Below are 26673 nucleotides of genomic sequence, written 5' to 3' on the forward strand. Positions count from 1 at the left end.
AACTCAGGCCTCCTATTCGGCGGCTTGTCTCAAAGGCAGGAAGCCGATGGACTGGCGCTGCGGGCCTTCCTGTTTCAGGGTCCGGACCATGTCCTCGTATTCCCGTTCCATTTCGGGCGTGACGGAAGGACGTGTCTCCCGCAGGGCGTGCTCGAAATGGGCCATGGTCACGTGCTCGGCCTGCAAGGATTCCCTCAGGGCGAGGAGACCGGCTCGGCGCGTGAGGTCTTCGAGATCCGCGCCGGTAAAACGGCTCGTTCGTTCGGCGATCGTGTCCAGATCCACATCCGGATCGAGCGGCATGTCCTTGGTGTGGATGCCAAGAATATGGCGGCGTCCCTGCGCATCAGGAACAGGTACATAGATCAGCTCGTCGAAACGACCGGGCCGGAGGAGGGCAGGATCGATCAGATTCGGTCGGTTGGTGGCCGCCATGACCACGACGCCCTGCAGTTCTTCAAGGCCATCCATTTCGGCGAGGATCGTGTTCACCACACGCTCCGTCACCGCAGGTTCGCCGAGCCCGCCGCCGCGCACTGGCGCGAGGGAGTCTATCTCATCGATGAAGATCACCGTCGGAGCGACCTGCCGGGCGCGGGCGAAGAGCCGGGACACCTGTTGCTCGGATTCTCCATACCATTTCGAGAGAAGATCGGAGGATTTCGTCGCCACGAAATTGGCCTGGGCTTCGCGGGCGACGGCCTTTGCCAGGAGCGTCTTGCCGGTGCCGGGTGGACCGAAGAGCAGGAAGCCCTTCGCTGGGCGGATGCCGAGTCGGCGGAAGGATTCCGGACTTTTCAAGGGAAGCTCGACACCTTCGCGCAGCCGCGTGCGTGCCTCTTCGAGGCCACCGATATCGTCCCAGGTCACGTTCGGCACCTGGATCATGATCTCACGCAGGGCTGAAGGCTGGACACGCTTCATGGCATTGCTGAAATCCTGCCGCGTGACCTGCAAGCTCTCGAGCACATCGGAGGGAATGCCGTCCCTCAGATTGATGCCTGGCAGAATGCGGCGGAGAGAATCCATGGCGGCCTCGCGGGAGAGGGCGGCCAGATCGGCTCCGACGAAGCCATAAGTTGTGCGGGCGATATCGTCGAGATTTACGTCCTCGGCCAAGGGCATGCCGCGGGTGTGAATGCCCAGGATTTCCCGGCGTCCGGACTCGTCCGGAACGCCGATGACAATCTCGCGATCGAAGCGGCCTGGGCGCCGCAGGGCCTCGTCTATCGCCTCACGCCGATTCGTCGCGCCAATGACCACAATGTTCTGACGTGGTTCCAACCCGTCCATCAGGGTGAGGAGCTGCGCCACGATGCGTCGCTCGACCTCACCCGTGACCTCCTCGCGCTTGGGCGCGATGCTATCGATCTCGTCGATGAAGACGATGGCGGGTGCGTTCTGCTCCGCTTCCTGAAAGACTTGCCGCAGCCGCTGTTCGGATTCGCCGTAATGCTGGCCCATAATCTCGGGGCCGGCGATGTGAAAGAACTGCGCTTCCGTCTCGTTGGCGACGGCCCGCGCCAGGCGGGTCTTGCCGGTGCCGGGCGGGCCGTAGAGCAGCACTCCCTTCGGCGGATCGATGCCGAGGCGCTGGAACAGTTCCGGATGGCGAAGCGGTAGTTCCACCATTTCGCGGACCTGATCGACCGTGCTGCCGAGACCGCCGATATCGTCATAGGTCACGTCAGCCCGCCGCGCCTCCCGTGGTTCCTCGAATTGTGGACGCAGCTCGATCTCGGTCTCGGCCGTCACATGCACGATGCCGCGCGGCTGGGTCGAGACCACGACAAGACGGATTTCCTGGAGGCCGTAAGCCGGGATGTTGAGGAGGCCACGCAGCTCCTCCGGCAGCCTTTGATCCGCGGAGCGTTGCGAATAGACCGAGGTCGAAATCACATCGCCTGCCGTGAGCGGGCGCTGATAGAAGGTGCGTTTCAGGGCGTCGCCCGAGCCCTGTAGGCGCAGGCCTTTCTGGGCTGGAGCGAGCACGACGCGGGTCGCGGGGCGGACCTCGACCCGCTTCACTTCTACATGATCGCCGCTGCCCACGCCGGCATTGACGCGCTGCAGACCATCGAGGCGGATGATGTTCAGGCCCTCATCCTCCGGGTAGGGTGTAACGGCGATGGCCGTGGTGTGGCGCTTGCCCACGATCTCGACCGCTTGGCCTTCCTGAATGCCGATTTCGGCAAGGGACTGGCGGCTTATGCGCGCAATGCCACGGCCTGAATCGTCCGGCCGGGCATTCGCGACTTGGAGGCGTACACTCTGCCCATCCTCTGCCATTGCTGTCTCCCCATCGTTCGAGCGGTTTTTGATGCGATGGCAGGTGAGGGAAAGAGACTCTGAGGTTCAGGCTTCCCGAGTGCCACGCGTTCGGGATTTCGCAGGCTGTTGCAGGCGGCGAAACCGCAGGGCCAACGCCACATGCCTGGAATTGTTGCAGGCGATGACCCTGCAAGCTGTACGCTAAGACGAGATCCGATTCGATGGCGCCCAGAGTTTTCTGAGGGACGCTTCTACCTCATCCTCACTGGATGGTGGCGCGAGCAGGGCGCCGGTTGCGGGCATGAAGGGTGCGATCATGGGAAACTTCACGGATCCATCGGCGCCTGCTTCGGCAACCTCTGAAGGCGGATCGATCAACTCCCAGCTGTCGAACAGATCCATGGACGAGTGGCCGGGAAGGTTCGGGCCGAGATAGGGCACGATCTCGATCCACGGCCTGCCAGTGGGGCGAGGCGTGACCTTGGTGACCCGCCCGAAGAAGCGCGTCAGAGGGCAACGGACGAAGTCGCCAGGGATCGGCATGCGGGCCCGCTCGAACTCCAATGCTGCTTCGGCTTCCTGGAGCTCAGCCCGCAGCTTGGCCACGCGCGCTTCCAATTCCACAACGCGCTTCGTGCAGGGGCTCTCATGTTCCTGGGTCAGCGTCGAGACCAAGGACAAGCTTTTGTCCGAATCGATATCCGTCACTGGAAATGCCCTCATGACGGTCCTCCCATCCTCTATCGATTTTGGAGCGTCCGGCCGCAAGGGCAAGGCTCCCAGAAGATGGAGATGGAACTGAACCTTGGCGCATGAGGGTTATAGACAGGATGGGCTTGAGAACAGGAGACGGAATGGGTCTTCGACGCCGGATGGCAGGGCAGGTGGGTGGCATCCTGGCGGCGACGCTGGTGCTTGCCTCGGCCGCTATGGCGCAGGATCCGATACCACCGCTGCCTCCGCCAAGGCCGGATCGCCCGGCTGAGCCACTGCCTCCGCCGAGGCCTGTTTTCAAGGTTGAGCCGGAGACCGAGCAGCGCGCGGAAGAAGTGCCGCGGAACGAGACGCCCCTCACGCAGCAGGCCGAGTTGGACAGCGAAGACAAGGATTGCCTGCAACGCCTCACTCAGCGTGGCCTGCGCTTCGAGAGCCGCCCGCCGGTGAAAGAGAACGGTTGCGGGATCGAGAACCCGGTTCTCGTCTCCGCGCTTCCCAATGGTGTCACAGTCGTACCGGCATCGCTGATGGGCTGTCCTGCAGCGGAGAGCATCGCTCGCTGGATGAGCGACGTGGTCGCGCCGGAAGCCGAGCGGCAGTTCCAGACCACCCCAACGAAGCTTCTCATCGGCACCTCCTATCAGTGCCGCGACCAGCGCAATGGCGCAAAGCTCAGCGAGCATGCCTTTGGCAATGGGCTCGATATCATGGGTTTCGAATTCGCCAAGCGGGCCGCGTTGACGATAGGCAGCCATGCAGAGAACTCTCCCGAGGCGACATTTCAGTCAACGATCCGGAAGGCCGCCTGTCCGATCTTCAACACGGTGCTCGGCCCCGGTTCGGACGCTTCCCACGGCGACCATCTTCATCTCGATCTGCGTCAGCGCAAAGGCGACTACCGCATTTGCCAATAAGCTTACGGAACAGCAGATGCGGCCAGGGCTTTGTTTGTCCGTGACCTGGCCCATGGAGCGTTTCATGAAAATCGTTGCGTATGCCCTTGTTGGGATCGTTGGACTCTCAAGCTTTGTCCTGGCTGCGCCTCAGAAGTTGGACCTGGGATCCGTCAATAAGGCTGAGTGGCCAGCCAAAAGCGGCAGGGACAAGGAGAACGAGATCGATCCGGCTCTCGTCAGGACACAGGTGCTGCTCGACCGGGCTCGTTTCTCGCCGGGCGTCATCGATGGGCACAACGGCGAGAATCTGCGAAATGCCATCAAGGCATTCGAAAAGGAGCGCGGCCTGAAACCGGACGGATCCCTCGATGAGGAGCTATGGGCAAAGCTCAATGAGACCTCCTCGGACCCGGCTCTGATCGAATACACGATCCGGGAAGAGGATGTGAAAGGTCCCTTCGTCGATATCCCTGACAAGCTGGAGGAGCAGGCGGGTCTGGATCGGCTCGGCTATTCCAGTCCGGAGGAGCTTCTGGCCGAAAGGTTTCATATGGACGTCGATCTGCTCAAAGCCCTGAATCCCGGTAAGAGCCTCGACAAGGCGGGGACATCCGTCGTCGTTGCCAACGTCGAGGCAAAGCCGGCACTAGAGAATTTGGGAAAGGCCGCGAAGATTGAGATCGTCAAAAGAGAGCACGTCTTACGCGTCCTCGACAAAGATGGAGCCTTGGTTGCGGTCTATCCGGCGTCCATCGGTAGCGAGGAGAAACCTGCGCCCAGCGGAACGCACAAGGTGCGCGCGGTGGCTCCGAGCCCGAACTACACCTACAACCCGGATTACGCTTTCAAGGGCGTGAAGGCCAAGGAGAAGTTCGAGATCAAGCCCGGCCCGAACAACCCGGTCGGGAGTACCTGGATCGACCTTTCCGTCGAGTCCTTCGGTATCCATGGAACGCCCGAGCCCGAAAAGGTCGGCAAGGCCTATTCGCGGGGCTGTGTGCGGCTGACGAACTGGGACGTGGAGGAGTTGTCGAAGATGGTCGAGAAGGGAACGCCGGCGGAGTTCATCGATTAGTGCCGGCGCTCCTTATGCTTGGCTCAGTCGTCGTTGGCGGAGTTCAGCTGATCTGGCCTAAGACCCTCGTCCACTTCGGCGTCATGCGCCCTGACGAGCCATTCCAGCTGCTCCTGCAGGAAGTCGGGATCACTATGGAAGCGCATGGCGCAGGCGACAAGAAAGACTGCGATCTCGGGCAGATCCTCGTCCCCCAGATCCGGAAGAATCAGCTCGAGTTCTGTCATGTTGCCGGAGGTCAGGATGGCGGCCTCGTTGGGAGGGATGACGTTACCGATGCTGTCAGAGTCTCGTGTCATTAGTTGTTCCTAAACCCTACATGCGAAGTTGCGACGCGGCGTTTTCATTGCGGCCATGCCAGACTGTAGTTCGTTCGAACCTGTATCGCTTTGTTCTATTTGTTCTATGGCGCGGGCCGACAGGGTAAAGGTTTAGCTGCCACGTCACAGCGCCTCGGCAAGCAAAAGCCCTGCCACAGGTTCTGCGGCAGGGCCAGGATGCTGCGAGCTGCAGAGCTTACGGATAGGTGCAGACGTAACGCATCCCGTTCGTCGCCAGGAAGGTTCCTGTTCCCGGATCGTAGGAGCGGTACTTGCGCGCGCAATAGGCCGCGACCTGCGGATCGACGACGCCGGGCGGCGGCGGAGCGGCAGGCTGTGCCTGGGCCTGGTTTGCGATGGCGCCTGCAATCAGGGCACCCGCTGCGAGGCCTGCAACGCCGGCGGCAACGGCGGCGCCATTGTCGCGGCGATAGTAGTACCGATCACGGTAGTAAGGGCGATAGCCGCGGCGATAGTACTGGGCGTAGCTCTCGTTCGGGTACGGCTGGTCGACCTGAGGCAACGGACGGCTCTGGAGAGGGGTGGCGCCGGCCGGCAATGCCGACACGAGCATTGCCGCTCCCACCAGGGCCGTTATGAATTTACGCATATCAAACTCCTCGTTTGCAAAAGCTCCGACAAAGGGCCCGTTTATAATCGGGCGAAATATAGCGCTACCGGCCAAGCTTGCACAATCCCGATCTTGAGCGAGTTATGGAGCTAATATTTTTAGCGGTATTTGTAATTCGTGTTCGATTTTGAGAAGAAATAGATAGGTTTAGTTTGAAAGTTGCTTTGTTATTTGAAGTTTTGAGCGGCCATATATTGCAGTGTAACGGAATTATTGTGTGAAAATGATTGCTGGTGTGGCGTAGATATATATTCATATGAAATTGCTTATCTATCCAGGGAGTGCCTCAAGGGGATGAGGAGGTTGTTTCTCAAGGGCGGCACTGGATTTTTTGCAATAAATCGCCGATGATGTATGTGTTCTATTATAATCTCTCTTGGCTTGGGAACTTATGCTCCGCCTCACGTTCCTCGTGTCTGTGATCGCCTTCGTGGGGGGCTGGATGCCTGCTCATGCGGCCGAGCCTTTGTCTCCTGCCAAAGGGACCGTCTTGTTGACGATTTCCGGTAATATCGAGCAAACGAACGCTCCCGGGCGAGCGGAGTTCGATCGAGACATGCTGGAGGCGTTAGGACGGAAGTCATTCAAGACAACTTTCGTCATGAGCGGGAAAACACATCTTTTCGAAGGAGTATCTCTGCGTGCTGTCCTGGAGAGGATAGGGAGCAAGGGCACCGTTATTCGGGCTTCCGCCTTGAACGACTATGAGATCGATATCCCCTGGGACGATCTTAAGTACGATCCTCTCATTGCGATGTCGGCCGATGGCGAGGTGTTGAAGCTTCGGGACAAAGGGCCTTTGTGGATCGTCTATCCGCGCGACGATCATAGCGCATTGCGCGATGATATTCACGACTCTCGCTGGGTCTGGCAACTCAACCGGCTGCGCATCGTACGGCCATGAAGCTCAAGCTGAAAAATTACAAGGCTGCTTTGGTCACCCTCGTTGCAATTGCAGTGCTTGCACTTTCGCTCGCGTTCACCGTGTGGCGGTTGCTCAATGTGGAGCAAGACCTTCGGCGAGAAGATACGCATACGAACCTGTGGCAAATTTCCCAGACCCAGTTCGAAGCAGCGGTTCTCGCGGAAAGTTTGGCCCGCGCAGCGATGGGAGAAACCTTTCTTGATCCGGAACAGGCGCCAAGCTTTCGGCTCGCGATCTTAATCAGCCGTCTATCCGTCCTTTTGGAAGGGCCGCAAGGTCATGTCATCGACAGGATTGGCGCACTTTCGGGTCTCAAGCAGACTTATCTTCAGTTAACTTATGCAGAACCGCTTCTCGAGAATGGCATCGATCCCCAGAATGCCCAGCTGCTGAGGGTGCAGGTCCGCGATCTTGCTTATCAGCTGAGAGGGATAGCCAACAAGGTCATGCTGCTGAACCGTGATGAAACGGCAGCAAAGCGTTCCATGTATTTGCGCTACGTTTTCGAAAGTTTTGCCTTCATTATCGGAATTGCGATGAGCGCCGCTTTCCTTGTTGTGCGCCTGTTCAAGGGCATGCAGGAAGCAAGCCAGGCCAAGCAGCTTCTCAAGCAGGAACAGGAACTTTCCGACCTGGTCATCAACAACATCAGCAATCAGGGCATCGTCATGTTCGATGGCCAGCTTCGATGCTTGCTCTGGAATCCGGGCATGGAAGACCTGCTGAGCCTCAAGTCCGATCAGGCGATCGGGCAACAGATACAGGACCTTGATCCCATTTTCGCCCAGGAGGATGTGATTGGTTCTCTCGTTCGGGCAACGGAGGGGACGAGCTCGATCTTCGAGAATGAGGCAACGTCATCGGACGGGCAGGAACGGTGCCTGGAGGTCAACTGCTTCCCCGTCTATATGGCCGAACGCAAGCTCGGCATCGCCTTCATGCGTGACGTGACCGAGCAATGGCTTGCCCGCAAACAGGCTGAACGTCAGAATTTCGATCTTGAAATCAAGGTTCTTCAGCGGACAGCGGCCCTGCGTCAGGCCGAACGTCGCCTGATCGCGGCGATCAATTCGGCATCGGAAGGATTTGCGGCCTTCGATTGGACAGGGAAACTTCTTTTCGCCAACGAGCAGATCTGGGCGGCTGCGCCCGTGTCCCTGTGGTGCCACGAGGAGATGAGCCTGTCCAACTTTCTGCGATGTTTCGCCATGTGCGAAGGCGCCGACATGCGGCTCGTGAATGCGCAGCCTCCGTTCGAAGAGGTCGAATTCGATCTTCTGGTGAAGAAGGATACCTGGGCGCGCCTTTCCCTAACGAAAGCCGATGGGGCGACGATCTTCGTGCGCCTGACCGACATCACCGGTTACAAGCAGGTTGCAAGGGCTCTTGAATCGGCCCTTGATCGCGAGCGTGAGACCACGAATGCCTATCGGAACTTCGTGTCCATGGTATCTCACCAGTTCCGGACGCCTTTGGCCATTCTGGACTCCAGTGCCCAGCGCATTCTACGCCGTGGATCGGAGCTCACCAATGATGAGCTTGTCACCCGCATCCAGAAAATTCGGAATGCCGGTACGAGGCTGACGCGCCTCGTGGAAAGCGTGCTGAACGCAGCCAAACTCGATGCCGGTACGATCGAGGTCAATCCGGCCTCCTACAATCTGGTCGATCTCGTCATGGACATCTGCGAGCGGCAGCGCGAGGTCAGCTCGCAGGCCGATATCCGCTTCGATGTCCCGGATGTTCCTGTCAGGGTCTATTGCGACGGCATGCTGATCGAGCAGGTGGTCGTCAATCTCCTGTCAAATGCCATCAAGTATTCAGGCGATACGCCAGTCGTCGAGATCAAGATCTGGATGGATGGATCCCGCGCCTTCTGCTCTGTCCGTGACTGGGGCATCGGAATTCCTGCGGATGAATTGCCGAAGATCTTCGATCGGTTCTACCGCGCGCGTACCGCATCGGGTATTGCCGGAACGGGTATTGGATTGAATTTCGCTCAGAGGATCATGCACTTGCATGGGGGTGAAATTCAGGTCGAGAGCTATGAGGCAGCAGGATCCTTGTTTACGTTCGACCTGCCCATAGCCAATGCCGATCAAACGCAACAGGCTGCATAAGTGACTGAAACCAATGAATGCAAAAAAACAATTCTTTGCGTTGAAGACGAAGACGATCTGAGGGGAGATATCGCCGAGGAGCTGGAGGCGGCCAATTATCGCGTGCTCCAGGCCGCGAACGGCAGCGAGGCGCTCAACCTCCTGGAAAAGCACCGTCCCGACCTTGTCTTGTGCGATATCACCATGCCCGGCCTTGGCGGCTACGACGTGCTCAAGGCCTTGCGCGAGCAGGGCACAATGTCCGACGTTCCCTTCATCTTTTTGACGGCACTCGCCGAGCGGAACGACGTTCTCAGCGGCAAGCAGGCGGGAGCGGACGATTATCTCGTCAAGCCGATCGATTACGAGATTCTGCTGGCGACCATCTCTGCCCGTCTCGACCAGGTCGCTCGCGTTCAAACGAGCGCCGTCCACAGGGCGGAGGAATCCTGGCAGGAGATCCTGAAATCGTCGAAGGGACGTACGGTCGACGCCCTGTACAAGGCAACCTTCGCCTTCGACCGCTTTCTCGTCGGCGTCGTGATTGTCGACGAGAGCGGCAGCGTCCGCGTGATGAACAAGGAAGCGCAACGCATTCTGGCCGAGGATGACGGCTTGAGCGCCTCGCAGGGCATCCTGAAGGGTTCCGTGGCCAAGCAGAACAGCAAGCTCTATTCCGCCATCGAAAAGGCCTTCGAGGAGGAGTCGCTGGATGAGATCGTCTCGTTCCCGAGGATCTCCGGTGGGCGACCTTACCTTGTCCTGATCCCCGGACAACGCTTCTCCGTGGAGGAGAGGCCGGAAGCCGTCGTCCTGCTCGTGATCGACACGGAGCAGCGAGCCAAGGTCTCGGGCGACACGCTGGTCCGGCTCTACAACCTGACGCCCTCTGAAACTCGGGTGGCCCTCATGCTGATCGACGGCAAGCGTCTCGATCAGATCGCCGAAGTGCTCGAGGTCGCCCAGACCACGGTCGTCTTCCATCTGAAGAATCTGTTCAGGAAGACCGATACCAACCGTCAAGCGGATCTGGTTCGCGTGCTGCTGTCGGTGCCGCTGCGCAGCGCCGGCGCCTGATCAGGTTGGCTGAAATCGTTAAGGGGCGAGCGAGGGCTTTAAGAGCTTGATCACCATTCCGGCAAGATCGGCTTATGCCCAAGCTTTGCCACATTCTGTTCAGCTTTCAGAGAGGTTTTGAACAGTATATCTCATGACATGAAGGGGAAGGCATGCAGCCTCCCTCCTGTCGTAGGTGATGATCATGAAGATCTTCCGTCTTGTTTCCGGTACTGCTGCGGCTCTGGCGCTGGTCACCGGCCTGGCTGCCGCTCAACCGGCTGCAGCGCGTGATCGCCTGTCTCCCGGTGCCGCGGTGGCTCTCGGAGCTCTGGGAGGTCTTGCGGTCGGTGCCGCCGTTGGGGCGGCCGTCGCTCAACCTCAGCCTCCGGTCGTCTATCGCGCGCCTCCGCCGCCCCCGCCGCCCGTCTATGTGGAAGAGCGTCGGCCGGTTTATTACGAGCGCCCGGTCCGCGAGGTCTATGTGGAGCGCTGCTTCACGGAGCGTTACCGGGAATGGGTTCCCGGCTGGGGCTGGGAGCATCGCAGCCGCCGCGTCTGCCGCTAAGGATTTGAGAGAGGGCCCGCTTCTGGCGGGCCTTTTCTTTTGACGTCCTCGAAACGGGGATTCGGCTGCCGCGTTGAAAGCATGAAATCTCATGGAGCTCTGCCATGACGGGCACACCGAAAGATCCTGCCGCTTCCGATCAGACGAAGCTCAATCCAGGCGATCAGGCCGAGCCGGGAACTCCGGGCGCGGGCGAGAATGTCTGCCCGGAATGCAAGGGCAGCGGCCGCATTGGCGTCACGCCATGCCCGATCTGCGGCGGCACGGGCACGATCATCGAGGGGATCGGCGGGGCTTAGGATTTGTCCGGCTTCGCCATCCAGCGGATGAGCGGCATGAGCGGAACGATCCAGATCAGGCCGAGCACGATATAGGCGACGGTCTGAAGGAGCTTCGGCGCCTGCGTGATCCGGCCTTCGGCAACCGCCATCGCGAACAGCGCATAGACAATGATGAAGGTCAGCATCACCACTGTGCCGATCAGCTTGCGTGAGCGAGAGCCCATGGCCGAAACCCCTCAATCATCAAAGTCGTGTCGCTGCGGTGCGTCACCGGCATGAATTGCCTCCAGGAGACAGAGCCTCTATGTGACGTCCGTATCCTGGGTTCAAGCCCTAATCGACGATGAGAGTGAGCATGGCTGTCGCAGCCTCCACCGAGGGCGTGCCGCTGGCGCGCGTGTCCCAAAGCCGATCCCTGTCCGCCATTCGCGCCTGGATCTATTGCCTTGCGGCGCTGGTCGTCCTGATGGTCGCCGTCGGCGGAGCCACGCGCCTGACGGGCTCGGGGCTTTCGATTACGGAGTGGAAGCCCGTCACCGGCGCCATTCCGCCGCTGACTGAACAGGCCTGGATGGCGGAGTTCGAGAAGTACCGGCAGATCTCGCAATATGAGCTCGTCAATAAGGGCATGACCCTTTCCGAGTTCAAGTTCATCTATGGCTGGGAGTGGGGACACCGGCAGCTCGGTCGCCTGATCGGCCTCGTCTTTTTCGTGCCGCTGGTCTGGTTCTGGGCGAGAGGTGCCATCAAGGGCAAGCTCGCCTTGACGCTTCTCGGCATCGGAGCCCTCGGTGGCCTTCAGGGCGCCATCGGCTGGATCATGGTAGCGTCGGGTCTCGAACCCGGCATGACGGCGGTCGCCCCCATCAAGTTAGCCCTGCATCTCACCGTCGCCAGCATTATCCTCGCCTGCCTCGTTTGGGTGGCGTCGGGGTTGAAGGACCGTTCGGCCTCGTTCAGCCAGGAGATCCGCGCCGGCTATGCACCGCGCATCCTCGCCGGGTTGATTCTGTTCCAGATCGCTCTCGGCGGCCTCGTGGCCGGCTCGAAAGCAGGACTGACCTACAACACTTGGCCTCTGATGGATGGCGCTCTCGTTCCGCCGGCATCGGCTCTGTTCTCGGTCACGCCCTGGATCGAGAACTTCGTGGATAATGTCATCCTGGTCCAGTTCAACCACCGGCTTGTGGCCTATGCCATTGTCGCTTTCGCCGTGTTGCATGCGTGGACCCTGCGTCGGCAGGCTCCGAATTCGAAGACCGCCAGCCGCGCAACGGGAATGGCCGGTTTGATGCTGGCGCAGATGATTCTCGGAATCGTGACCCTGCTGCTTGTGGTGCCGCTCTGGGCTGGATTGGCGCATCAGGTCTTCGCTATGGCTGTACTCACCATGGCCATCGTCCACGCTCGCGTGAGCAACGCCTGACAAAAGAAAAGGGCGGCCGATGAGGCCGCCCCGAAACCAAACTCCCACTGGAAATTAGCGGATGACCTGGACGACGCGGCGGGTGCCGGGCTCGACCAGAACCGGGGTGTCGTTGACGACCGTGTAGCGATAGTTGGTCACGCCATACTCGGCCGGAACCTCGTAATAGGTCACGCCGGAAGCAGGGAGGACCGCGCCAACGCGAACCTCTTCGGCGTAGCGGTAGGACGGAACGCCCTGGGTGACGACATACTGACGGAAGCGGGGTTGAGCCTCGCCGGCCAGACCGCCAACGATCGCTCCGGTCACACCGCCAACAGCCGCACCGATTGGGCCACCAACGATCGCGCCGCCAACGGCCCCCGTGGCAGCACCGGCAGCGGCACCGCCAGCGGCCGGGTCCTGAGCAAAGGCGCCAACCGGGGCGAGGGCCACAAGCATAGCGCCGGCAAACAAGATCTTCTTGGACATTGATCTGCTCCTAGACTGGTGAAGTCTGGAGCTTAACGGCCAAGCGGAAGGGTGGTTCCGACTCGAAAAATGCGTTTTACAGCAGGAGCTCCAGGTATCGTTTATCGGGTCCAACTTCGTTGCAAAGCTTGAACTGTGCATCGAATATGAAAGTCTAACTGAGAACTGAGCTGGGCAGGTTCAGCGGGCCCACTCCATTCAAAACCTTTAAAAATAAACTTTTGAAAGGATACTCCGCGACTCATGTCAGAAGCTTGGCGGCTCGTGCCAGGACCTTGCACGAGCCGAGCCCTTTGCGATGAATGGCTTGAAATCACTCAATCGAATCCTTCGGTCGCGAAAAATCGTAGTGGGAATACGGCAGGAATTAGGAAATCAGTACTTGCTCTGCTACAGGTGAACAATATTAAGATAGGTTAACCCCTAGATTCAGGGCTGTAGGAACAGGCTTATGAGGAGTCAGGCATGAATGTGCTGGTCTTTGCTTCGCGGAAAGGCGGCTCGGGTAAGAGCACGCTTGCTGCTCACCTCGCGAGTTATATCGCCAACCCTTCGCGCCCAACGTTGTTGATCGACAACGATCCGCAGGGCTCCCTATCTCTCTGGCACAAGATCCGCAATCAGGAATACTTGGGCCTCAAGCATAATACCCGTCATATCGACGATGCGCTCAAGGAAGCGAAGCGCGAGGGTTATGAGTGGGTGCTGGTCGATACGCCCCCGAACAAGTCCTCGATCGTCTCCGACGCGATCAAGCACGCCACGCTCGTGATCGTTCCCACCCGGGCGAGCCTATTCGACATCGCGGCCTTACAGGATACGGTCGCCATCGCGCGCGAACATCGCAAGCCTTACGCCGCAGTGATCAATGCCGCTCCGGCCAAACACGGCGATATCGAGGCTCATGTGGTTGCCGATGCGCGCGGTGCACTGAACGCGCTCCAGGTTCCGGTCTGGGCCGGCCAGATTACTCATCGTCCCGAGCTGACACTGTCTCTCGCAACAGGCGAGGGCGCACGGGAATACGATGCGAAGTCGCAGGGCGCCGATGAGATCGGGCGCCTCTGGACGGCTCTCGAGCGTTCGCTTAACGCCATCCACAACACCTATAAGAAGGCCGGCGCTTCTCGCGCTGCATAAGTGTTGGATTTCATCTCAACAAAAAGGGCGGCTCTCGGGCCGCCCTTTTTGTTGTCCCAACATCATGCCCGGCACAAGGCCGGGCATGATGGGTGAGAATGACCAAAGGCCAATAGTAGAATCTGGTTACGCTGCGTCCAGCGCCTGATTGAGGTCATCGATCAGATCCTGCGTGTCTTCGAGGCCAATGGAGAGGCGCACGACCTCCGGACCTGCGCCGGCCTGCGTCTTCTGCTCATCCGTGAGCTGGCGGTGAGTGGTCGAGGCCGGGTGGATTACCAGCGAGCGGGTATCGCCGATATTGGCCAGATGCGAGAACAGCTTGAGGTTCGAGACGAGCTTCACGCCGGCCTCGTACCCACCCTTGAGGCCGAAGGTGAACACCGCGCCGGCGCCTTTGGGGCAGTATTGCTTGGCGAGGTTGTGATAGCGATCATCGCGTAGGCCCGGATAGCTGACCCAGGACACCTTGCTGTGGGTCGACAGATGCTCAGCGACCGCGAGCGTATTGTCCGAATGGCGCTGCATGCGCAGCGGCAGGGTCTCGATTCCGTTGAGGATCAGGAAGGCGTTGAAGGGCGAGAGCGCCGGCCCGAGATCGCGCAGGCCGAGAACGCGGCAGGCGATGGCGAAACCGAAATTCCCGAAGGTCTCGCCGAGCACCATGCCGCCGTATTCCGGACGCGGCTTGGAGAGCATCGGGTAGCGGTCGTCGCCCGCGAAGTTGAAGGAGCCGCCATCGACGATCAGACCGCCGATGGAATTGCCGTGGCCGCCGAGGAACTTGGTGGCGGAATGGACGATGATGTCGGCACCATGCTCGAAGGGCCTGATCAGGTACGGCGTCGCCATCGTGTTGTCGACGATGAACGGAATGCGATGCTTCTTGGCGATGGCCGCGATCGCCTGAAGGTCGACGATCACGCCGCCTGGATTGGCGATGGATTCGACGAAGATCGCCTTGGTCTTCGGCGTGATGGCGGCTTCGAAGCTCGATGGGTCGTCGGCATTGGCCCAGGCGACGTTCCAGCCGAAATTCTTATAGGAATGGTTGAACTGGTTGATCGAGCCGCCATAGAGCTGCTTGGCCGCGACGAACTCGTCGCCGGGTTGCAGCAGGGTATGGAACACCAGGAATTCGGCCGCATGGCCGGAGGCCACCGCAAGGGCGGCAGTGCCGCCTTCGAGGGCCGCGACGCGCTCTTCCAGCACGGCGCAGGTCGGATTGCCGATTCGGGAATAGATGTTGCCGAAGGCCTGCAAGCCGAAGAGCGAGGCCGCATGGTCCACATCGTCGAAAACGAAGGACGTGGTCTGGTAGATCGGCGTCGCGCGGGCACCGGTCGCAGCATCGGGAGCCGCCCCGGCATGGATGGCGAGCGTGTTGAAGCCTGGCAGACGGTCGGTCATGGTCGGAGCGTTCCTCTAGGAAATGAAGGCGTTCTATTTAAAGAACGGATCGTTCTTCCGTCAAGGAGCGTATTAGGTAACTCGCGGCGTCACCCCCGGCGGCCGAAGGTCGGGATGACAAGGGCAATTCAGGGCCGATTGAGGCTGAGCTTCTGGAAGCCCTTCCCTGACAGAACCGGCTTCTTGGCGCTCAGCATCCGCGAGTTCACGCCCTGCCAGGAAATCTCACCGGAAAGACGGCCGAATTCGATCTTCGGGCAGCGGTCCATGACGACCTTGAGGCCCTTGGCCTCGGCCTTGGCGGCGGCTTCGTCGTTGCGCACGGAGAGTTGCATCCACAAAACCTTGGGCAGCGGATCGAGCGCCAAAGCCTCGTCCGTGATCGGGCCTGCGGCTTCCGAATTGCGGAAGATCTCGACCATGTCGATGGGACCGGGCACGTCCTTCAGAGAGGCATAGACCTTCTTGCCGAGAAGCTCGCCGCCGGCGAGGCCCGGATTGATCGGGATCACATCATAGCCCCGCTCCAGCAGGTACTTGGTGACGATCCAGCTTGGACGGGCGGGGTTCTGCGAGGCTCCGACCAGCGCGATGGTCTTCACGCTGTTGAGGATGCCGCGGATGTAATCGTTCGGATAATTGTCGTGGTTCATGGGTGGAACGTATGGGATAGGGCAGGGCAGTTCAATGAGCATTTGACGCATGGCTTCGCATCACCCGATCATGACCAAGGACGAGCTGACGGCGTTCCTCGACCGGGAATTCCCGCAGATGCATGCGGGCGGCCGCAGCTATTTCGTGGATGAGATCGGACCGCTCTCGGCCCGCATGCGGATGGACTATCACGAGCGCCACCTGCGCCCTGGCGGCACCATCTCGGGGCCTGCCATGATGGCGCTGGCGGATCTTGCCCTCTATGCGGCGATTCTCGCCCATATCGGCCCGGTGGCGCTCGCCGTTACGACGAGTCTCAACTTCAATTTCCTGAGAAAGCCCGAGCCGCGCGCGCTCATCGCCGAGTGCCGTCTGCTGAAGCTCGGCAAGCGCCTGGCCGTCGGCGATGTCTCGATCTACTCCGAAGGCAGTTCTGACGTGGTCTGCCATGCGACCGGGACCTATTCGATCCCCGATCGTCGTTAGGCTCGTTGCTGCTCAGGCCTTCGGAGGCACGAGAGCGTCGTCGATCTCCCGCGCCCGAATGGCGGCAGGACGCGAGCTGATGCGCTGCCAATAGACCTCGAAGGCGGGCCGTTTCTCCAGAGTGCCGAACATCATGCCCCAGCCGATCTGGGAGCCGACATAAACGTCCGCCGCCGTGAAGCGGTCGCCTGCGATGTATTCGGATTGGGTAACGGCATATTCCAGAGCATCGACGACAGTCTCGATGCTGCCGTAGCCGATGGCCCGCTGCCGGTCGGCGGGGACCTCGAAGCCGAACGCCTTGTTGCTCAGAGCGGCCTCGACCGGGCCTGCCGCGAAGAACATCCAGCGGTAATAGGCGGCCCTGTCTCCCGTCGGCGGCGCGAGGCCGGCCTCGGGAAAGGTATCCGCGAGATAGGCGCAGACCGCCGCGGCCTCGGTGACGATCTTCCCCTTGTGAAGGATCGCCGGCACCTTGCCCATAGGATTGACAGCCAGATAGCCGGGCGCCTTCATCTCCGAGCCGAAAGCGAGAATTTCCGTACGATAAGCGCAGCCCGCTTCCTCCAGCATCCAGCGAACGATGCGGCCGCGGGACATGGGATTTGTAAAGAAGATCAGTTCGTCGGTCATTGGGAGCCTCGTTAGATTTGCGGGATGATATATGCCGTTGCGAGCAAGCATAGCTGTTGTTTGCGCAGAACCAAAATCGATGAGGTAATTAGATACCGCTAGTGTGGTATTAAAATACCTTATGCTCGCTAATGCTTGTTTTATAAGGGTTTTATGCGGCCAGGATGGCTGAAAATGCTGTTGACTTCCATACTTGATGTCACTAAACAGCCATCACTCGCCGCCGCATCTCGCGGCGGTTTGTCGTTTTTCAGAACCTGAGCCATTTGGCTCCAACGGGATACAGCGCAATGAAGACTACGACTTCGCTGAAGCCCGCCGAGGTCGAGAAGAAGTGGGTTGTGATCGACGCGAAGGGCCTCGTTGTGGGCCGTCTCGCGTCCGTCGTTGCCATGCGTCTGCGTGGCAAGCACAAGGCGAACTACACGCCCCACGTCGACTGCGGCGACAACGTTATCGTCATCAACGCCGACAAGGTGGTGCTCACCGGCCGCAAGCGCGAGCAGAAGGTGTACTATCACCACACCGGTTATCCGGGCGGCATCAAGGAGCGCACCGCGAAGTTCATTCTCGACGGCCGCTTCCCTGAGCGCGTGGTCGAGAAGGCTGTGGAGCGCATGCTCCCCCGCGGCCCGCTTTTCCGTCAGATCATGGGCAACCTGCGCGTCTACGGCGGCGCTGAGCATCCGCATACCGCTCAGCAGCCGGAGGTCCTGGACGTCGCGGCCCTCAACAGCAAGAACGTGAGGGCTTAAATCCATGGCGACCCTTCAGTCTCTCGCCGATCTGGGCCAGAACGCCCAGACCGCCGCTCCGGAAGCTCCGAAGCACGTCCAGAAGCTCGACTCGCTCGGCCGCGCCTATGCCACCGGCAAGCGCAAGGACGCCGTCGCCCGCGTGTGGATCAAGCCCGGTTCCGGCAAGATCGTGATCAACGGCCGTCCGGTCGAGGTCTACTTCGCCCGTCCCGTGCTGCGCCTGATCCTGTCGCAGCCGCTGCAGATCGCCCAGCGCGATGGCCAGTACGACATCACCGTCAACGTCGATGGCGGCGGTCTCTCCGGCCAAGCCGGTGCGGTCCGTCACGGCCTCGCCAAGGCGCTGACCTACTATGAGCCGGAGCTCCGCGGCCCGCTCAAGAAGGAAGGCTTCCTGACCCGCGATCCGCGCGTCGTCGAGCGTAAGAAGTACGGCAAGAAGAAAGCCCGCCGCAGCTTCCAGTTCTCGAAGCGCTAAGGCTTATTCAAGCCATATGGTTTGGAAAAGGGCGGCCCGAGGGCCGCCCTTTTTGCATTCACGGTAGGGTGTCAGCTCAGTCTTTCATCCGCGAGCGGGCTGGGATGCTGTGGATACGAGAGCTGATTTTTGATGTTCGAAGCTCGATCTCCTGAAGCTGCGCTTGTGAACATCGACCTGCATCGTTTTCGCGGACGGGTGTAGCTCTGGAGGTCAGTGCCTTGGGAGCTTAAGCGCCGATCAGCTTTCGCCCTTGCTGTTTGGCCGACGCCAGAACGTGTTTTCTCGCCGGATTTAAATTAGGAATACTCTGCACTTGTCCGCCTTTAGTTGCTACTACGAAAGGGCTTATCGTAGGTTGCATTCCCTTAGGGAAGATGAAGCTTCTCGTTATTGTTGAATAACTTAGTGGGTAAATAATCTCTAAAACCTACCTATCCCGAGAGTTATCCAGGCCCTGGAATTCTGCACGGATCATGGCTTGTGCGAGTGATGATTTAGTGGGGCCATCCATGCTGAGTTCTCTTGATCAAGCTTATCTCGATTTTATGCAGGAGCATGGCGGTAAGATAAAGATTGGCTATGGCGGAACCGTCGATGGCGGGACTTCGGGGGGAGGAGTCACCGAGATCAATGCTGATGGGAGCGTAACTACTGATCATCAGGGCGGGGGCACAACCGAGACCGTGACTTATTCTGACGGTACAAGGGTTGTCACCGATAAGCAGCCAGACGGTTCGACCACGCAAACCTTTTATCGAGCGGACACCACTATTGAGATGACCTCAAGAAGGAGCGATGGAGTTCAAGTTATTGCAAGAAGAGACCCAGATGGGACGGAGCAAACTTCCGTTAAAGATGCTAAAGGGAACGTCATTGGCGGCAGCTTGAGAACGAGTGATGGTTCATATGAGTCATTCTATGTTAATGAGAATGGTGAGACGATTCGTTTAAGAGAGAAAGATGGATTCACAACTAGGATTGTGGAATGTGACTGGGGAATAGAATTCATTTTCAGAGAATCAACTGACGGAAGAATTAAAGAGGTCCAGCGGTATAGTGAAGATGGAGCCCTGATTTACAATGAGGTAAGTTTGGAGCGCGACTTTGGTCATTATGAATGGTTTATTACTTATGTTCGAGATGGAGTAACTTACCAGAGTCAAAGAAAATCCTATCTTACGACCGATTTATTTAATGGTTTAAGGACAGCTATAACTACGACAGAATCTGTGGTCGAAAACGGCGCATCCAGAGAGATATCCCGTAACACCTACTATATTAATGTCGATTACAATAAGAGGCTCACATCTGAGCCTGGTTCGATCGAGCGATTTGGCCGCTGGATAAAAGAAGGCGCACTCGATTTTTGGAACGGACTTGCCGAAGACAGCAGAGCAGGCGAGATTAAAAACGGCATCACAGAAGTAACTTCAGGGACCGAAAAGTTCTCGGTTGCGATTCAGGTTGGAACTGGGAAGAGCGATACATTGCTCGCTAGTGGCGTTCTCGCCGCTGGAGCCGGACATGATATTCTGATGGGAGGGGCAGAAATTGACCTCCTCATCGGCGGTAGCGGCAACGACATCTTGGAGGGCGGACTGGGGGGAGACTCCCTTGAGGGTGGGATCGGGAATGACTATGCGAGTTACAAGCAGTCATCGCAGGGCGTCGTCGCAAACCTTTCGGATACCGCGCAAAATACTGGCGCAGCTATCGGAGACATATACAACTCCATTGAGGGAATTGTCGGTTCGAGTTTCAACGACCGGCTGATTGGCGATGCTGCAGACAATGGTTTGGCTGGCGGTGCAGGTCATGACACGCTGGAGGGTGGTCTCGGGCGCGACCGGCTTCGGGGGAACGACGGGTATGACTATGCCAGCTACGAGAACGCGGCCGCCGGCGTGCGGGCGAACCTGTCCGACCGGTTGCAGAACACCGGCGAGGCCACAGGTGATAGATACCTGGAAATCGAGGGCCTGATCGGCTCGACCTTCGCCGACCATCTGACCGGCGACGCGGCCTCGAACGGGCTGCACGGCTACAGCGGTCACGACACCCTGCTCGGGCAGGCCGGCGCCGACACGCTCGACGGCGGGGTGGGCGATGACACCCTGCTCGGCGGCGCCGGGGCGGATCATCTGATCGGCAGCTACGGCATCGACTGGGCGTCGTATGCCGATGCGATCCAGGGTGTGAATGCCAGCCTGGCCGACGGCCGCGGCGGCTTCGGCAGCCTGAGCGGTGGCGGCGCCGCCGCGGTCGGCGACACCTACGACAATGTCGAGAACCTCGAGGGCAGCCACGGCTGCGACGTGCTCGCCGGCGATGCCGGGGCGAACTGGCTCAAGGGGATCGGCGGCGACGACATCCTGCAGGGCGGGGGTGGCGCCGACACGCTCGAGGGCGGCGCCGGCTTCAACTGGGCCTCGTACGCCAATGCCACATCCGGCGTGGTCGCCAACCTGGCGGCCAGCGCCGCCAATGCCGGCGAGGCGCATGGCGACATCTACATCGCCATCCGCGGCCTGCAGGGCTCGCAGCATGCCGACCGCCTGACCGGCGACCGGAGTGGGGCCGGCAGCGCGCTGTCGGGGCTCGGCGGCAACGACATCCTGTCGGCCTGGGCCGGCAACAGCCATCTCGACGGTGGCGACGGCGACGACATCCTGCAGAGCAACCTCGGCGCCGACGTGCTGGTCGGCGGCGCCGGCTCGGACTGGGCCTCCTATGCCAACGCCACATCCGGCGTGACCGCCAACCTGGCCAACCGCTGGGCCAACACCGGCGAGGCGGCGGGCGATGTCTATCTCGACATCCGCGGCCTGCAGGGCTCGCAGCATGGCGATCATCTGATGGGCGATGCAACCGCGCGCGGCAATGCCCTGGCGGGTCTTGGCGGCAACGACACCCTCGATGGCGGCTACGGCGGCGATCATCTCGACGGTGGCGAGGGCGACGACATCCTCAGAGGTGGGGCCGGGGCGGACCGTTTGGTTGGCGGCAGCGGCACCGACTGGGTATCCTATGCCTATACGATGCAGGGCGTCAGCGTCAGCCTGGCCAACGGAGGCGGCTATGGCGTGGCCGATGCGGCCGGCGACACCTACGACGGCATCGAGAATGTCGAAGGCAGCCAGGGCTGGGACATGCTCGCCGGCGACGCCGGGGCGAACGGGCTGAGCGGCCTCAGCGGCAATGACACGCTGCTCGGACAGGCCGGCAACGACACGCTCGACGGCGGGGTGGGCGACGACACCCTGCTCGGCGGCGCCGGCGCGGACCATCTGATCGGCAGCTTTGGAATCGACTGGGTGTCCTATGCCGATGCCGCCGGCGGTGTGAATGTCAGTCTGGCCGAGGGGCGCGGCTATCACGGCAGCCTGGGCGGCGGCGGGGCCGACGCGGCCGGCGACACTTACGACAACATCGAGAACCTCGAGGGCAGCCATGGGCATGACGTGCTCGCCGGCAACGCCGGATCGAACTGGCTCAAGGGGATCGGCGGCGACGACATCCTGCAGGGCGGTTGGGGTGCCGACACGCTCGACGGCGGCGCCGGCTTCAATTGGGCCTCCTATGCCAACGCCACATCCGGCGTGACCGCCAACCTGGCCAACCGCTGGGCCAACACCGGCGAGGCGGCCGGCGACGTCTATCTCGACATCCGCGGCCTGCAGGGCTCGCAGCACGGCGATCATCTGACGGCGGATGCGACCGGCAACGCGATCCTGGGCCTGGGCGGCCACGACACACTGCAGGGCGGCGCCGGCGGCGATGCGCTCGAGGGCGGCGAGGGCAGCGACCAGCTTGCGGGTGGGTTGGGTTCGGATCAGCTCGTCGGTGGCGGCGGGGCGGACTGGTTCCGCTTCGATGCGGCGTTGGGCGCGGGCAACGTCGACACCGTGACCGACTTTGCGGTCGGCCAGGACTCCCTGGTGCTGGCGCGCAGCGTGTTCACGGCGTTCGGCCCCAGCAGCGGCAGCGCAGTGCCGTCGGTCCTGGCCTATGTGGCGCCGGGCGCCTTCACCACCGGGGCGGCGGCGACGAGCACGGCGCACCGGCTGGTCTACAACAGCGTCACCGGCGCGCTGTCCTACGATGCCGACGGCGTCGGCGGCGTGGCGCAGGTGCAGTTCGCCACCCTGGCCAAGAACCTGGCCCTGAATGCCAGCGCGTTCATGCTGATCTGACCTCTGATCTCCGGCGCGGCTCGTGGCACCGATGCGCTGCCCTGGAGTGGATAAGAAAGCGGAAGCCGGCGCCTCACGCGCCGGCTTTTGCTCGTGTGGCTTGGCGAAATCGTTTCGGATCGCGCTTGCTCATTCTGTTGACAGGGAAAGTGCACAGCTTCATAGAGAGGCCATGATGATGAGCCCGCTCTTCCGACGCCGTATCACCGCTCGCTCCGCGCGTGCGTGATGATGGCTGTCGTTGAGACGCCTCTCAGGCCGCGCCTCGAGCGCGGCATTTTTATTTTGGCTCCCCATTTTCCCTGAAACATTCCGCAGCTTCATCGCCTTGTCAGAGGCGGCAATGATGGATCCGACGACCATGACGACTTTCGCAGACCAGAAGACGGCCACGGTTTTCATCGATGGCGAGGCCGGGACCACCGGCCTCGGCATCCGCGAGCGGCTGAAGGACGTGCCCGGCGTCGCGATCCGCAGCATCGATCCGGAGCGGCGCAAGGATCCGGCGGCCAAGCGCGAGATTTTGGCCGAGGTCGATCTCGTGGTGCTCTGCCTGCATGACGACGCGGCGCGGGAGACCGTGAGTCTCGTCGATGGTCTGAGCGGCAAGAAGCCCCGCATTCTCGATGCGAGCACGGCGCATCGGGTGGCCCCCGGCTGGGTCTATGGCTTCGCCGAACTCGATTCCAAGCAGCGGGAGGCCGTCGCCAGAGCGGACCGGGTCGCCAATCCCGGCTGCTATCCGACCGGCGCCATCGCGCTCATTCGGCCGCTCGTGGATGCGGGCCTCATCCCGGCCGATTACCCGATCAGCGTGAATGCGGTCAGCGGCTATAGCGGCGGCGGGCGCTCGATGATCGAGGCCTATGAGGCAGGCACGGCGCCTGCCTTCGAGCTCTATGGCCTCGGCTTTGAGCACAAGCACGTGCCCGAGCTGCAGAAATATACCGGTCTGATCCGGCGGCCGATCTTCATTCCGTCGGTCGGCAATTTCCGGCAAGGCATGCTGGTCAGCGTGCCGCTTCATCTCGATCTGCTGCCCGGCAAGCCGAAGGCCGCGGATCTCGAGGCGGCTCTCCTGGAACACTACAAGGCCGGCGGGCTTGTCAGCGTCGTGCCCACCATTCGGGACGGCAGGAAGATCGAGCGCCTCGAGCCGGAGGCCTTGAACGATACGGATCGCCTGGAACTCCTCGTCTTCCAGCACGACAGCTACAACCATGCTGTTCTGGTGGCGAGGCTCGATAATCTCGGCAAGGGAGCGTCGGGTGCGGCCGTGCAGAACATCCAGCTGATGCTCGGGCTTATGTAAGACCTGTCATCCCCGGCGACCGAAGGCCTGGAAGAGGATCCACTCAGATGCGAGGGGCTATGGATTCCTTTCCTCTCCGCTGCGCTCCGGCCGGGAATGACACTCTTCACGTGATTATCGGCCTCGTGCCGGTGATCCCGCTCCGAAAGGCGCGGCGCTTCATAGGATCGGATTATAGGATCGAAGTGGCCGGGACGAGCCCGGCCATGACGTAAGCGATTACCTCGGGGGGCTGATCAATGCCCCTTCCAGCTCTTGCTGGTGTCGATCGGCGGCCCCTCGAAGGCGACGAAGCGCTGGCGCTGTTCGCCCAAGCCCTCGATGCCGAGCGACACCACATCCCCTGCCTTGAGGAAGCGCTGTGGCTTCATGCCCATGCCGACGCCGGGCGGCGTGCCGGTGGTGATCACGTCGCCGGGCTCCAGGATCATGAAGTGCGACACGTAAGCGACGATCTGCGCCACGTTGAAGATCATCGTCTTGGTCGAGCCGTTCTGCACGCGCTCGCCGTTCACGTCGAGCCACATGGAAAGGTTCTGCGGATCGCGGATCTCGTCCTTCGTGACGAGCCAGGGGCCGAGAGGGCCGAAGGTCGGGCAGCCCTTGCCCTTGGTCCAGGTGCCACCGCGCTCCAGCTGGAATTCACGCTCCGACACGTCGTTGCAGACGCAGTAGCCGGCCACGAAATCCAAAGCCTCGTTCGCGCCGATGTAAGAGGCTCTCTCGCCGATGACGATCGCGAGTTCCACTTCCCAGTCGGTCTTCTGGGACCCGCGCGGAATGATCACGTCGTCGTTGGGGCCGACGATGCAGGATGGCGCCTTGTTGAAGACGATCGGCTCCGCCGGGATCGCAGCGCCGGTTTCTGCAGCATGATCGGCATAGTTCAGTCCGATGGCGATGAAGTTGCGCACCTGCCCGACGCAAGCGCCGAGGCGCTGGCCGGATGGGGCAACGGGGAGGGTGCTGGGATCCGTCCTGCGGATGCGATCCAGGATCTCGGAGGAGAGGGTCGCTCCGGTGATATCGGCAACAAGGCCCGACAGATCGCGAATCTGCCCACTGGAATCGACAAGTCCCGGCTTCTCTCGTCCAGTTTCCCCAAATCTCACCAGCTTCATCAAGCGCTCCTCTCGTTAGGGCATGGGCATAATTGGCGCGAATGCGCCCTGCTACAATGCACGTTCTAGACGCAAATATGTTGCTGTTTTGCCACGAGGGTGCACAAAAGGTGGAATTTCCACCCCTACGTTGGAGGTAGCAGAATTCAAGATCAGAGCCGACTATACATCGGTTTACATATGAACCATTCGTCAGCACCTTCAGATTGCTCGAAATTAACAAAGTAATCGATAGTAGAATTCAATAATTATGGACGGTTTTTAGAAATTGTTAATGCGCCGCTTGGAACTCATGAAAAGATTGCGGCCAAAATTAAGCATTGGCACAGTGCGCCCACGACGGGATTCTCCCGTATTAAGAAACATAAGGGCAGGAAAACTCCATGGGTCTTCTCTCTCGTTCTTTGTCACTGGCTGCAGTTTCCCTGGCCGCTCTCATTGCCGCTCAAGGTGGTGCGCAGGCCGGCGCCTTCGCCCTCCGTGAGCAGAGCGCCACGGCTCAGGGGTATTCCTTCGCCGGTGCCGCGTCCGGCTCGGGCTATCTTTCCTCGATGTTCTGGAACCCCGCCGTCATTACGATGATGCCGGGCTGGTGGAGCGAGGGCCACGCCTCGCTGATCATTCCGCGGGTCGATATCAATCCGCTGCCTTCCGTCCCGACCTTCGCGCTCGGCGGTTCCGGCGACATCGGCCAGGACGCGTTCCTTGCGGCAGGTTATAGCTCGTACCAGATCAACGACATGTTCTGGGTCGGTCTGTCCACCACCTCGCCCTATGGCCTCGTCACCGATCCGCGTCAGAACTGGTCCGGTCAGCTCTATTCGCGCTCATCCCGGATTTTCTCCGTGAACGTCAATCCAGTCGTGGGCGTGAAAGTGAACGACTGGTTCTCCTTCGCCGTGGGCCCATCCCTGCAGTATTTCGACATCACCTTGAAGCGGGCGGTACCGTTCCCGGGCGCTCCGGCAGCATCGGCGACGTTGCCCGGCGCCCCGAGCGCGATCCTCGACGGTGATGACATCGGCTTCGGCTTCACGGCCGGTGTGACGATCACCCCGTTTGCCGGTACGACGATCGGTATCGGCTACCGTTCGCAGGTCGAGCATGAGCTCGAAGGAAACCTGGAAGCCCCGCTCGGCTCCATCGGTCCTTTCTCCAGGCTCCCGATCACCGCGAAGCTGAAGACGCCCGACCAGGTCACCATCGGTCTCTCGCAGGTCATCACGCCGGCCGTCACGGTTCACGCCGGCTTCGAGTGGACGAACTGGAGCGTTCTCAAGACGCCCCTCGTGATCGGCCCCGGCGGTGCTGCTGTCACCGATATCCCGCTCAACTACGAAGACGGCTACTTCTACTCCCTGGGCTTAGACTACAAGGTGAACGACCAGTGGATCGTGCGCGCCGGTGTGGCTTACGAGCAGTCACCGATCGATACGCAAATCCGCTCTACTCGCCTGCCCGACAACGACCGCATCTGGGCGTCGATCGGTGCCACCTACCAGTGGAACGACAAGCTGTCGTTCGACGTCGCTTACACTCACATCTTCACCAGGGAGACCGATATCCGCATCCTTCCCGGACATCAGGACTTCGAGGGGCTTCCCTTCGTGGCTGATGTGGACTCGGATACCGATATCATCTCGGCGGCTGTGCGCTATCGCTGGGACGACCCGAAGGTCGCGATCCCGGCCGTTCCGCTCGTTCGCAAGAACTGAGCTCTCCCGAATTGGCAGCAAGAAGGCCGGCAGA

26 protein-coding genes are annotated in these 26673 nt (G+C 60.6%); 15 read left to right on the top strand and 11 right to left on the bottom strand.

The window, feature by feature from the left end; all coding sequences use genetic code 11:
* Window positions 1-12: 12 nt before the first annotated feature.
* Window positions 13-2289 carry a CDC48 family AAA ATPase gene (locus tag JO965_RS11245; protein ID WP_203443696.1) on the bottom strand — a complete coding sequence of 759 codons (2277 nt, stop codon included), beginning with the start codon at window positions 2287-2289 and terminating at the stop codon, window positions 13-15.
* 183 nt (window positions 2290-2472) lie between these two features.
* A complete protein-coding gene (locus JO965_RS11250; protein WP_203443697.1) occupies window positions 2473-2994 on the bottom strand; it encodes a hypothetical protein in 522 nt (173 codons plus the stop codon).
* Window positions 2995-3125: 131 nt separating this feature from the next.
* Here JO965_RS11250 and JO965_RS11255 point away from each other — a divergent pair, with 131 nt between their 5' ends.
* Complete coding sequence (locus tag JO965_RS11255) at window positions 3126-3902, top strand: extensin family protein (protein ID WP_203443698.1); 777 nt, start codon at window positions 3126-3128, stop codon at window positions 3900-3902.
* Window positions 3903-3966: 64 nt separating this feature from the next.
* On the top strand, window positions 3967-4959 hold the full coding sequence (locus JO965_RS11260) for a L,D-transpeptidase (RefSeq protein WP_203443699.1): 993 nt from the start codon (window positions 3967-3969) through the stop codon (window positions 4957-4959).
* 23 nt (window positions 4960-4982) lie between these two features.
* Here the strand turns inward: JO965_RS11260 and JO965_RS11265 are convergent, their stop codons facing one another.
* Both JO965_RS11265 and JO965_RS11270 read right to left on the bottom strand, forming a co-directional pair.
* Window positions 4983-5258: a hypothetical protein gene (locus JO965_RS11265; RefSeq protein WP_203443700.1), complete on the bottom strand. Its 276-nt coding sequence runs from the start codon at window positions 5256-5258 to the stop codon at window positions 4983-4985.
* Window positions 5259-5475: 217 nt separating this feature from the next.
* Window positions 5476-5889: a BA14K family protein gene (locus tag JO965_RS11270; RefSeq protein ID WP_203443701.1), complete on the bottom strand. Its 414-nt coding sequence runs from the start codon at window positions 5887-5889 to the stop codon at window positions 5476-5478.
* 463 nt (window positions 5890-6352) lie between these two features.
* Here JO965_RS11270 and JO965_RS11275 point away from each other — a divergent pair, with 463 nt between their 5' ends.
* The 5 genes from JO965_RS11275 (at window position 6353) to JO965_RS11295 (ending at window position 10857) form a co-directional block, all read left to right on the top strand.
* The gene (locus tag JO965_RS11275) at window positions 6353-6814 is read left to right on the top strand and encodes an oxidoreductase (RefSeq protein ID WP_203443702.1); all 462 of its coding nucleotides are present in this window, start codon (window positions 6353-6355) and stop codon (window positions 6812-6814) included.
* Complete coding sequence (locus tag JO965_RS11280; protein WP_203443703.1) at window positions 6811-8955, top strand: PAS domain-containing sensor histidine kinase; 2145 nt, start codon at window positions 6811-6813, stop codon at window positions 8953-8955. The genes JO965_RS11275 and JO965_RS11280 overlap by 4 nt, the downstream gene beginning before the upstream one ends.
* Complete coding sequence (locus JO965_RS11285) at window positions 8956-10011, top strand: response regulator (protein WP_203443704.1); 1056 nt, start codon at window positions 8956-8958, stop codon at window positions 10009-10011.
* Between the two features lie 184 nt (window positions 10012-10195).
* Window positions 10196-10558 (top strand): hypothetical protein, encoded by a 363-nt coding sequence (locus JO965_RS11290; RefSeq protein ID WP_203443705.1) that lies wholly within the window; start codon window positions 10196-10198, stop codon window positions 10556-10558.
* Window positions 10559-10662: 104 nt separating this feature from the next.
* Window positions 10663-10857 carry a hypothetical protein gene (locus tag JO965_RS11295; RefSeq protein ID WP_203443706.1) on the top strand — a complete coding sequence of 65 codons (195 nt, stop codon included), beginning with the start codon at window positions 10663-10665 and terminating at the stop codon, window positions 10855-10857.
* On the opposite strand, the gene JO965_RS11300 is transcribed toward JO965_RS11295, so the two are convergent.
* A complete protein-coding gene (locus JO965_RS11300) occupies window positions 10854-11063 on the bottom strand; it encodes a DUF2842 domain-containing protein (RefSeq protein WP_203443707.1) in 210 nt (69 codons plus the stop codon). The two genes, JO965_RS11295 and JO965_RS11300, sit on opposite strands and share 4 nt — an antisense overlap.
* Before the next feature lie 125 nt (window positions 11064-11188).
* On the opposite strand from JO965_RS11300, the gene JO965_RS11305 reads away from it, so the two are divergent.
* On the top strand, window positions 11189-12265 hold the full coding sequence (locus tag JO965_RS11305) for a COX15/CtaA family protein (RefSeq protein WP_371826855.1): 1077 nt from the start codon (window positions 11189-11191) through the stop codon (window positions 12263-12265).
* Window positions 12266-12319: 54 nt separating this feature from the next.
* Here JO965_RS11305 and JO965_RS11310 read toward each other — a convergent pair whose 3' ends face one another.
* Complete coding sequence (locus tag JO965_RS11310) at window positions 12320-12736, bottom strand: DUF1236 domain-containing protein (protein ID WP_203443709.1); 417 nt, start codon at window positions 12734-12736, stop codon at window positions 12320-12322.
* Between the two features lie 465 nt (window positions 12737-13201).
* Here JO965_RS11310 and JO965_RS11315 point away from each other — a divergent pair, with 465 nt between their 5' ends.
* On the top strand, window positions 13202-13876 hold the full coding sequence (locus JO965_RS11315; RefSeq protein ID WP_203443710.1) for a ParA family protein: 675 nt from the start codon (window positions 13202-13204) through the stop codon (window positions 13874-13876).
* A 126-nt stretch (window positions 13877-14002) separates the two neighbouring features.
* On the opposite strand, the gene JO965_RS11320 is transcribed toward JO965_RS11315, so the two are convergent.
* On the bottom strand, window positions 14003-15286 hold the full coding sequence (locus JO965_RS11320) for an O-acetylhomoserine aminocarboxypropyltransferase (RefSeq protein ID WP_203443711.1): 1284 nt from the start codon (window positions 15284-15286) through the stop codon (window positions 14003-14005).
* Between the two features lie 128 nt (window positions 15287-15414).
* The gene (locus tag JO965_RS11325) at window positions 15415-15939 is read right to left on the bottom strand and encodes a CoA-binding protein (protein WP_246776816.1); all 525 of its coding nucleotides are present in this window, start codon (window positions 15937-15939) and stop codon (window positions 15415-15417) included.
* Window positions 15940-15988: 49 nt separating this feature from the next.
* Between JO965_RS11325 and JO965_RS11330 the strand changes: the two genes are divergently transcribed.
* Window positions 15989-16426, top strand: coding sequence for a PaaI family thioesterase (locus tag JO965_RS11330; RefSeq protein ID WP_203443712.1), 438 nt, complete (start codon window positions 15989-15991; stop codon window positions 16424-16426).
* 12 nt (window positions 16427-16438) lie between these two features.
* Here JO965_RS11330 and JO965_RS11335 read toward each other — a convergent pair whose 3' ends face one another.
* On the bottom strand, window positions 16439-17059 hold the full coding sequence (locus JO965_RS11335; protein ID WP_203443713.1) for a glutathione S-transferase family protein: 621 nt from the start codon (window positions 17057-17059) through the stop codon (window positions 16439-16441).
* Window positions 17060-17349: 290 nt separating this feature from the next.
* Between JO965_RS11335 and rplM the strand changes: the two genes are divergently transcribed.
* From rplM to JO965_RS11350, 3 genes are all read left to right on the top strand, one after another.
* Window positions 17350-17814, top strand: coding sequence for a 50S ribosomal protein L13 (gene rplM, locus JO965_RS11340; protein WP_203443714.1), 465 nt, complete (start codon window positions 17350-17352; stop codon window positions 17812-17814).
* Window positions 17815-17818: 4 nt separating this feature from the next.
* Window positions 17819-18295, top strand: coding sequence for a 30S ribosomal protein S9 (gene rpsI / locus JO965_RS11345; RefSeq protein ID WP_203443715.1), 477 nt, complete (start codon window positions 17819-17821; stop codon window positions 18293-18295).
* Window positions 18296-19527: 1232 nt separating this feature from the next.
* Entirely contained in the window at window positions 19528-22491 is a 2964-nt protein-coding gene (locus tag JO965_RS11350; RefSeq protein ID WP_203443716.1) for a calcium-binding protein, read from the top strand.
* A 159-nt stretch (window positions 22492-22650) separates the two neighbouring features.
* On the opposite strand, the gene JO965_RS11355 is transcribed toward JO965_RS11350, so the two are convergent.
* Window positions 22651-22854 (bottom strand): hypothetical protein, encoded by a 204-nt coding sequence (locus JO965_RS11355; protein WP_203443717.1) that lies wholly within the window; start codon window positions 22852-22854, stop codon window positions 22651-22653.
* On the opposite strand from JO965_RS11355, the gene argC reads away from it, so the two are divergent.
* Window positions 22853-23803, top strand: coding sequence for an N-acetyl-gamma-glutamyl-phosphate reductase (gene argC, locus JO965_RS11360; RefSeq protein WP_203443718.1), 951 nt, complete (start codon window positions 22853-22855; stop codon window positions 23801-23803). The genes JO965_RS11355 and argC overlap by 2 nt on opposite strands.
* Window positions 23804-24039: 236 nt before the next feature.
* Here argC and JO965_RS11365 read toward each other — a convergent pair whose 3' ends face one another.
* A complete protein-coding gene (locus JO965_RS11365; RefSeq protein WP_203443719.1) occupies window positions 24040-24924 on the bottom strand; it encodes a fumarylacetoacetate hydrolase family protein in 885 nt (294 codons plus the stop codon).
* Window positions 24925-25307: 383 nt separating this feature from the next.
* Here JO965_RS11365 and JO965_RS11370 point away from each other — a divergent pair, with 383 nt between their 5' ends.
* A complete protein-coding gene (locus JO965_RS11370) occupies window positions 25308-26639 on the top strand; it encodes an OmpP1/FadL family transporter (RefSeq protein ID WP_203443720.1) in 1332 nt (443 codons plus the stop codon).
* Window positions 26640-26673 lie beyond the last annotated feature (34 nt).

It is taken from the genome of Microvirga sp. VF16 (genome assembly GCF_016864375.1).
Taxonomy (GTDB): domain Bacteria; phylum Pseudomonadota; class Alphaproteobacteria; order Rhizobiales; family Beijerinckiaceae; genus Microvirga.